The sequence below is a fragment of the Streptomyces sp. SID9727 genome (assembly GCF_010550605.1).
GTDB lineage: Bacteria > Actinomycetota > Actinomycetes > Streptomycetales > Streptomycetaceae > Streptomyces.
In genome coordinates this window covers 1-7086 of sequence record NZ_JAAGNI010000280.1, presented here as the reverse complement: position 1 = coordinate 7086, position 7086 = coordinate 1, and the positions used below count along the sequence as shown (strand labels likewise).

9 protein-coding genes are annotated in these 7086 nt (G+C 75.7%); 5 read left to right on the top strand and 4 right to left on the bottom strand.

The genetic code is table 11. The annotated features are described in order from the left end of the window. Positions 1–233: hypothetical protein (locus G3I41_RS36430; RefSeq protein ID WP_203601264.1), on the bottom strand; the 233-nt coding region annotated here is incomplete at its 3' end. A 23-nt stretch (positions 234–256) separates the two neighbouring features. Further along, on the bottom strand, positions 257–643 hold the full coding sequence (locus tag G3I41_RS18085) for a VOC family protein (RefSeq protein ID WP_164401255.1): 387 nt from the start codon (positions 641–643) through the stop codon (positions 257–259). 60 nt (positions 644–703) lie between these two features. Between G3I41_RS18085 and G3I41_RS18080 the strand changes: the two genes are divergently transcribed. Together G3I41_RS18080 and G3I41_RS18075 are read left to right on the top strand one after the other, a co-directional pair. Further along, entirely contained in the window at positions 704–1315 is a 612-nt protein-coding gene (locus tag G3I41_RS18080; protein WP_164401254.1) for a nucleoside/nucleotide kinase family protein, read from the top strand. Between the two features lie 68 nt (positions 1316–1383). Further along, entirely contained in the window at positions 1384–2514 is a 1131-nt protein-coding gene (locus tag G3I41_RS18075; RefSeq protein ID WP_164401253.1) for an aminopeptidase P family protein, read from the top strand. Between the two features lie 8 nt (positions 2515–2522). On the opposite strand, the gene treZ is transcribed toward G3I41_RS18075, so the two are convergent. After that, positions 2523–4283 (bottom strand): malto-oligosyltrehalose trehalohydrolase, encoded by a 1761-nt coding sequence (gene treZ / locus G3I41_RS18070; protein ID WP_164401252.1) that lies wholly within the window; start codon positions 4281–4283, stop codon positions 2523–2525. A gap of 64 nt (positions 4284–4347) precedes the next feature. Continuing rightward, positions 4348–5304, bottom strand: a complete 957-nt coding sequence (locus G3I41_RS18065) for a GNAT family N-acetyltransferase (RefSeq protein ID WP_164401251.1) — start codon at positions 5302–5304, stop codon at positions 4348–4350. A 176-nt stretch (positions 5305–5480) separates the two neighbouring features. On the opposite strand from G3I41_RS18065, the gene G3I41_RS18060 reads away from it, so the two are divergent. The 3 genes from G3I41_RS18060 to G3I41_RS18050 all read left to right on the top strand — a co-directional run. Continuing rightward, complete coding sequence (locus G3I41_RS18060) at positions 5481–6047, top strand: FHA domain-containing protein (RefSeq protein WP_164401250.1); 567 nt, start codon at positions 5481–5483, stop codon at positions 6045–6047. Positions 6048–6056: 9 nt separating this feature from the next. Further along, entirely contained in the window at positions 6057–6293 is a 237-nt protein-coding gene (locus G3I41_RS36425) for a hypothetical protein (RefSeq protein ID WP_203601263.1), read from the top strand. Between the two features lie 49 nt (positions 6294–6342). After that, a partial coding sequence (locus G3I41_RS18050) for a cytochrome (RefSeq protein WP_164401249.1) occupies positions 6343–7086 on the top strand: 744 nt, incomplete at its 3' end.

The window sequence follows — 7086 nt, the reverse complement described above, 5'->3', positions numbered from 1 at the left end:
CCAGCGCGGGGCGGTCCGGGGCCACCCGTTGACCGCGCGCACATCACGACGGGGACCACGTCCTCGGGCAGCCCCGGCACGCGGCTGCGCGGTCCGGGCCGTGAGAGGGCACCCGGCCCCGGTCCGGCAGGCGGGACCGCGTCCGGGCGGATGGCCGTGCCGACCCGGGGCATGGTGCGGCCGGGGAAGCTCCGCCGCCCCACGACGACCGCCGCGACGTCCGCCCACGGCACCCGTGCGGTCGTCGCCGCCCGCGTCACGCCGGCTGGAGCAGGTCCCAGCGGTTGCCGTACAGGTCCTCGAAGACCGCGACCGAGCCGTAGGGCTCGTGGCGCGGCTCCTCCAGGAAGCGCACCCCGGCCGCCGACATCCGGGCGTGGTCGCCCGCGAAGTCCTCGGTGTGCAGGAAGAAGCCGACCCGGCCGCCGGTCTGCGCCCCGACGCTCGCCGCCTGCGCCTCGTCCTTGGCGCGCGCCAGCAGCAGCCCCGTGCCCTCGGTGCCCCGCGGGCGCACCACCACCCAGCGCGAGCCGTCGCCCCGGTCGGTGTCCTCCACCAGCTCGAAGCCCAGGGCGCCGGTGTAGAAGGAAAGGGCCTCGTCGTAGTCGCGGAGGACCAGCGTGACCAGGGCGATGTGCGGCATGGAACTCCTCGCGGCGCGGAAGGGCGACGGGGCGTCGCTCCCGGACGCGACACTAGCCGCATGGACCTTCCCGACCTCACCGCCCGCGCGCACCGCCTCGCCCGCACCGGGCGACGGCGCGTCCTCGGCATCGCCGGGCCGCCCGGAGCCGGCAAGTCGACGCTGGCCGCGCGGATCACCGGCGCGCTCGGCCCGCTCGCCGCCCTCGTCCCCATGGACGGCTTCCACCTCGCCCAGGCGGAGCTCGAACGCCTCGGCCGGGCCGGCCGCAAGGGCGCGCCCGACACCTTCGACGCCGCCGGGTACGTGGCCCTGCTGCGGCGGCTGCGCGCCCCCGAGCCCGGGGCCGTCGTGTACGCCCCCGCCTTCGACCGGTCCCTGGAGGAGCCGGTCGCCGGGGCGATCCCCGTACCGCCCGAAGTCCCGCTCGTCGTCACCGAGGGCAACTACCTGCTGTACGGGGAAGGGCCCTGGGCCCCGGTGCACGGGCTGTTGGACGAGGCGTGGTACCTGGACCCGGACGACGCGGTACGCGTCCCCCGGCTCGTCGAGCGGCATGTGCGGTACGGGAGGACCCGGGCCGGCGCCGAGCGCTGGGTGGCGCGGTCCGACGAGGCCAACGCCCGGCTCGTCGCGGCCGGGCGGGACCTGGCCGACCTCGTCATCCGGTGACCCGTTCGCGCGCGCACCGGCGGGCGGGCAGGATGGGAGGGCCGTTCCGCGCCGTCAGGAGGCCCCGCATGCCCAGCACGAACCAGCCCGTGCCGTTCACCGCCGACGACTACCGGGCCAGGATGGCGCGGGCCGCCGAGAGCGCCGCAGCGGCCGGGCTCGCCGGGGTGCTCGTCGCGCCCGGGCCCGACCTGGTGTACCTGACGGGCTACCAGCCGACCGCGGCCACCGAACGTCTCACCCTCCTCGTCCTCGCGGTGGACCGGGACCCCGTGCTGGTCGTGCCGACGCTGGAGGCGCCGGACGCGGAGAGGGCCGTCGGCGCCCCCGCCCTGACCCTGCGCGACTGGACGGACGGCAAGGACCCGTACGACGTCACCGCCCCGCTGCTGGACGAGCGGGGCCGGTTCGGGATCAGCGACAACGCCTGGGCGATGCACCTGCTCGGGCTCCAGCAGCGGCTGCCCGGCAGCTCGTACGCCTCGCTCACCCAGGCGCTGCCGATGCTGCGCGCGGTGAAGGACACCCACGAGCTGGAACGGCTCGCCGCCGCCGGGGCCGCCGCGGACGCCGCCTACGAGGAGATCCTGAAAGTCCGCTTCTCGGGCCGCGAGGAGACCGACGTCGCCGCCGACCTGGCCCGGCTGCTCACCGCGCACGGGCATTCCCAGGTCGACTTCACCGTGGTCGGCTCCGGCCCCAACGGCGCCAACCCGCACCACGAGGCGGGGGAACGCGTCATCGAGCACGGCGACATGGTCGTCCTCGACTTCGGCGGCCTCAAGCACGGCTACGGCTCCGACACCTCCCGCACCGTCCACGTCGGCGAACCCACCGCCGAGGAGCAGCGGGTCCACGACATCGTGCGCGAGGCCCAGCAGGCGGGCTGCGCGGCGGTGCGCCCCGGGGCCGCCTGCCAGGAGATCGACCGGGCCGCCCGCGCGGTCATCACCGAGTTCGGCTACGGGGAACGCTTCATCCACCGCACCGGCCACGGCATCGGCGTCACCACCCACGAGCCGCCCTACATGATCGAGGGCGAGGAGCAGCCGCTCGTGCCCGGCATGTGCTTCTCGGTGGAGCCCGGCATCTATCTGCCGGGCCGGTTCGGCGTCCGCATCGAGGACATCGTGACCGTCACCGAGGACGGCGGGCGCCGGCTCAACGCCACCGCCCGCGAACTCGCGATCGTGGAGTAGCCCTCGGGTCAGCCGTCCGCGAGGACCACGCAGGACTCCGGCGGCAGGTGCAGCATCCCGTCCGGGCCCGGCGGGTCCACCGGCAGCCACGCGGCGAGGACCCGCCCCGGACCGCCCCGGTGCCGTCCGTTGCCCAGCGGGATGGCGGCCGGCTTCGCGTCGAGGTTGACCGCGATCCGCAGGTCGCCCCGGCGCACCACGAGCCACCGCGCCCCGTCGTCGTACGCCGCCTTCACGCTCGCCAGGTCCGGGTCGCGCAGGTCCGGCAGAGTGCGGCGCAGGGCGATCAGCTCGCGGTACCAGGCGTGCAGCCGGGCGTGCGGTTCGCGGCCGGGCTCGTCCCAGTCCAGGCACGAGCGGGCCCGGGTGGCCGGGTCCTGCGGGTCCGGGATGTCCTCCTCCGCCCAGCCGTGCGCCCCGAACTCCCGCCGCCTGCCGGTCCGCACGGCCTCCGCCAGCTCCGGGTCCGTGTGGTCGGTGAAGAACTGCCACGGAGTGCGGGCGCCCCACTCCTCACCCATGAACAGCATCGGCGTGAAGGGCCCGGTCAGCACGAGCGCCGCCGCGCAGGCCAGCAGCCCGGGGGAGAGGGAGGCGGCGAGCCGGTCGCCGAGGGCCCGGTTGCCGATCTGGTCGTGGGTCTGGGCGTACCCCACGAAGCGGTGGGCGGCGCTGTGCGCGACGTCGACGGGGCGGCCGTGCGTACGGCCCCGGAAGCTGGAGTACGTGCCGTTGTGGAAGAAGGCGCTCGTCATCGTCTTGGCGAGCCCGGCCAGTGGGGCGGCCGCGAAGTCCGCGTAGTAGCCCTGGGACTCGCCGGTGAGCGCGGTGTGCAGGCAGTGGTGGAAGTCGTCGTTCCACTGCGCGTGCAGCCCGAGCCCGCCCTCCGCGCGCGGGGTCGTGGTGCGCGGGTCGCACAGGTCGGACTCGGCGATCAGCGGCAGCGGGCGCCCCAGCTCGGCGGAGAGCGCGTCGGCCGCGGCGGACAGCTCCTCCAGGAAGGTCAGCGCCCGGGTGTCGGCCAGGGCGTGCACCGCGTCGAGCCGCAGCCCGTCGAGCCGGTAGTCCCGCAGCCAGGCGAGCGCGCTGCCCAGCAGGTACGCCCGCACCTCGTCGGAGCCCGGCGCGTCCAGGTTGACCGCCGCGCCCCACGGGGTGTGGTGCGTCTCGGTGAAGTACGGGCCGAACGCGGGGAGGTAGTTGCCGGACGGGCCCAGGTGGTTGTGGACGACGTCCAGGACGACGGCCAGCCCGAGGCCGTGCGCCGTGTCGACGAAGCGCTTGAGCCCTTCGGGCCCGCCGTACGGCTCGTGGACGGCCCACAGCGACACGCCCTCGTACCCCCAGCCGTGCACCCCTGGGAACGGGCAGACCGGCATCAGCGACACATGGGTGACGCCCAGCTCCGCGAGGTGGCCGAGGCGGGCCGCCGCCGCGTCGAAGGTGCCCCCGGCGGTGAACGTGCCGATGTGCAGCTCGTACAGGACCGCGCCCGGCAGCTCGCGCCCCCGCCACTCGGAACGCCAGGCGTACGCGTCGTGGTCGACCACCGCCGACTCGCCGTCGGGGCCGTCCGGCTGCCGGCGCGAGCGGGGGTCGGGGCGCACCGGACCGCCGTCCAGGGCGAAGCCGTACCGGTCGCCGTCCGCGGCCTCCGCCTCGGCGGTCCACCAGCCGGGCCGGCCCGGATCGGGCTCCATGGGCCGTAGTCCGCCCGCCAGCCGCAGCGCGGCCGATCCCGCATCGGGTGCCCATACCTCGAACAACATGCAGCACTCCCTCTCCCGGGGCCCGGTCGCCCCGGCCCATGGTGCTATGGAGGCGAGGCGCCCGTCAGTCGTCCCACACCATGTCGAAGGCGCGCTCGAAATTGACGTAGCCCAGGCGGGCGAACGCCTTCGCCATCGGCACGTTGCCGAGGTCCGTCGCCGCCCGGATGCGCTCCACACCGTCCTGCGCGGCCAGTATCCGCGTCCCCTCGGCGAGGATGTCGTCGATGAAGCCGTGGCCGCGGTGGGCGGGCAGCACACCGATGTACGCGATGATCGGGTTGTAGTCGTTGCGGGCCGGGATCACGAAGCCGACCGGCTCGCCGTCCGGGAGCTCGGCGACGCGCCACCACTCCCGGGGCGTCGCGTACCCGGCCAGCTCCTCGTCGTAATGCTTCTCGGCGGCCTGGCGCGGCGTCAGGCCGGACGCCAGGTCCGCCTGTCCGTGCGCGTCGAGCGTGCCCTCCATCACGGGCGTCATCAGCGCGAGCAGGTCCTCGCGCCCCGCCACCGGCCGGAACCGCAGCCGGCCCGTCGCGGCGGGCACCTCGGTCCCGGCCCGCCACTCCAGGCGCAGGCGCTCCACGAGCATCCGGGCCCCGGTGCGCTCCATGACCCGGATCCGGGTCTCGACGGCCTCGCGGACCGCCGGGTCCTCGCGCCAGCCGGCCGGCACGAACCGCCCGTACTCGGGGCGCGGCGCCCCGGCCGGAACGACGGCGGCGGTCGCCGTCCCGACCAGCCTCAGCCCGGCCTCCTCGCGCTCGGCGAGCGGCAGCGTGTCGTCCACGTCGAAGAAGTCGAGCAGCAGCGGCGCCGCGCCGTCCCTGCTCCACCAGGCGATCCGCGCCACCACCCGGTCGCCGCGCAGCGCCACCCACATCCATTCCGGGCGGCGGCGGCCCGTGGCGAGGTCGTCGGCCAGTTCGTGGTCGAGGACGTAGGGGAGTTCGAGGAAGAGCTTCAGCTCCTCGGGGCCGGTCAGCGGACGGATGGTCAGATCAAGCGGTGCGTCAGGCACTGCGCTCCAAAGGTGCGGGGGTGCGCGCCACGGGGGTCTCCGGACGACAGCGGCCGACCCTAGCAACGTTGCGTACGGGCCGCCCCCGGTTATCCGCAGCGGTCCGGTGCAGGTCAGGGGGGCGGAAAGCGGGGTTCTTCTGGACACCCCGGGGCGGTCGGACCGACAATCGAGCCGTGACGTCCCCGTTCGAGTACCACACGCCCACCGCGCGCCTGTCCGACGCGCAGCGCGACCGTGTTCTCGGCGCGCTCAGGGAGGGCGCCGCCCAGGGCAAGCTCTCCCAGGACACCTTCATGCAGCGCATGGAGGTGGCGCTGACGACCAGTCGCCCCGAGGAGCTGGACGCCCTCACGAGGGACCTGGAGCGCGAAAGCCGTTGGGCGCGCGGCCTGTTGCGGGTCGTCGGCGGGGTCTCCGGCTTCCCCGAGCGGGTCCGACGGGCGTGGCGGGCGGAGCGGCTGCCCAAACTGCTGCTGCCCGCCCCCAGCCCGCACCCCCTGCGCATCGGCCGCGATCCGGGCAACGGACTGCGGCTCAGCCACGAGACCGTCTCCCGGACGCACGCGGAGCTGACCGCGCACGGCGACCGCTGGCTGCTGCGGGACCTCGGCTCGACCAACGGCACCTGCGTCAACGGGCAGCGCGTCACCGGCACGGTTCCGGTGCGCGAGGGGGACCAGGTGAGCTTCGGCCGCATGATGTTCCGCCTCTCCGCACCTGCGCTCCGGCCGCCCGTGTGAGCCGGCCGGGTGCACGCCGAGCACCCGCCCTACCCGCTCGGCGGCCACCTGCACCATGCCGCCCCGCCCGTGCACCATGCCCTTGGCGACGGCGGTCAGCGGCATCGTGTCGACCACCGCGTCGTGCCCCGCGCCGCCGCGTTCACCGGCCTGCCGGCCGACGCGCGGAGCACCGGGGACCCGGCCCCCGCGTCACCCGGACGGCCGCGCGCCGACTGCGACGCGACCGTTCAGGTGATGCCCTGAGGGGGACCGCGCCGTCCACCGGCGTACCGACTCTCCCGGGGGAACCGCCATGCAGGCAGACGCGCCCCGAGACATACCCGCCCCGACCGCCTCGCCCGAGCCGCACGCCCACGCCACCCGGCCCAGGTCCCGCAGGACCGGCCGGTCCTGCACCGGGCCCAGCCTCCTCGCGCGCGGAGCGGCCCGGGACCCGTACCGCTTCTACCGGATGCTGCGCGAGCAGTACCCGCTCAGCTACGACGCGCCCCTCGGCGCCTGGCTGGTCAGCCGGTACGACGATGTGACCGTCGCCCTCGCCGACCCCCGGTTCACCGGCTTCCCGCAGGATGGGGCGCCCCGGGGCGGGCCCGCGCCGCTCGGACTGTGCCACGGCAGTCCGCGCTGCCTGCCCACCGACCCGTACGCCGTCGTGACCGGTACGGTCCCCGACGGGCTCGCCGAGCGCGTGGAGCGCACCGCCCATGTGCTGGCCCGGCGCATCGCCCGCGGCCCCGGGGCCGACCTGGTCGAGGAGTTCTGCCGCTGGCTGCCCCCAGCGCCGGCCGGGGACGGGCCCTGCGCCCGGGACACCGCCCTGCGCCGGACCGCACTCGCCTCGCTCCTCGCCAACCTGCTGGACGACCCCGACCTGCTGGCCGCCCTGCGCATCGAACCCGCGCTCACCGGCCGGGCCTGGACGGAGTCGCTGCGCCGGGACCCGCCGGTCCAGGTCGTCCTGCGCCGCACGGTCGCCGAGGTCGCCCTGAGCGGCGGCACCCTCCCCGCGCGGGCGCCCGTCGCCTGCCTCGTCGGG

Excerpts from the sequence above, each read along its gene's own strand:
- G3I41_RS18085 (WP_164401255.1), bottom strand. The coding sequence starts at position 643 with ATGCCGCACATCGCCCTGGTCACGCTGGTCCTCCGCGACTACGACGAG.
- G3I41_RS18080 (WP_164401254.1), top strand. The coding sequence starts at position 704 with ATGGACCTTCCCGACCTCACCGCCCGCGCGCACCGCCTCGCCCGCACC.
- G3I41_RS18075 (WP_164401253.1), top strand. The coding sequence starts at position 1,384 with ATGCCCAGCACGAACCAGCCCGTGCCGTTCACCGCCGACGACTACCGG.
- treZ (WP_164401252.1), bottom strand. The coding sequence starts at position 4,283 with ATGTTGTTCGAGGTATGGGCACCCGATGCGGGATCGGCCGCGCTGCGG.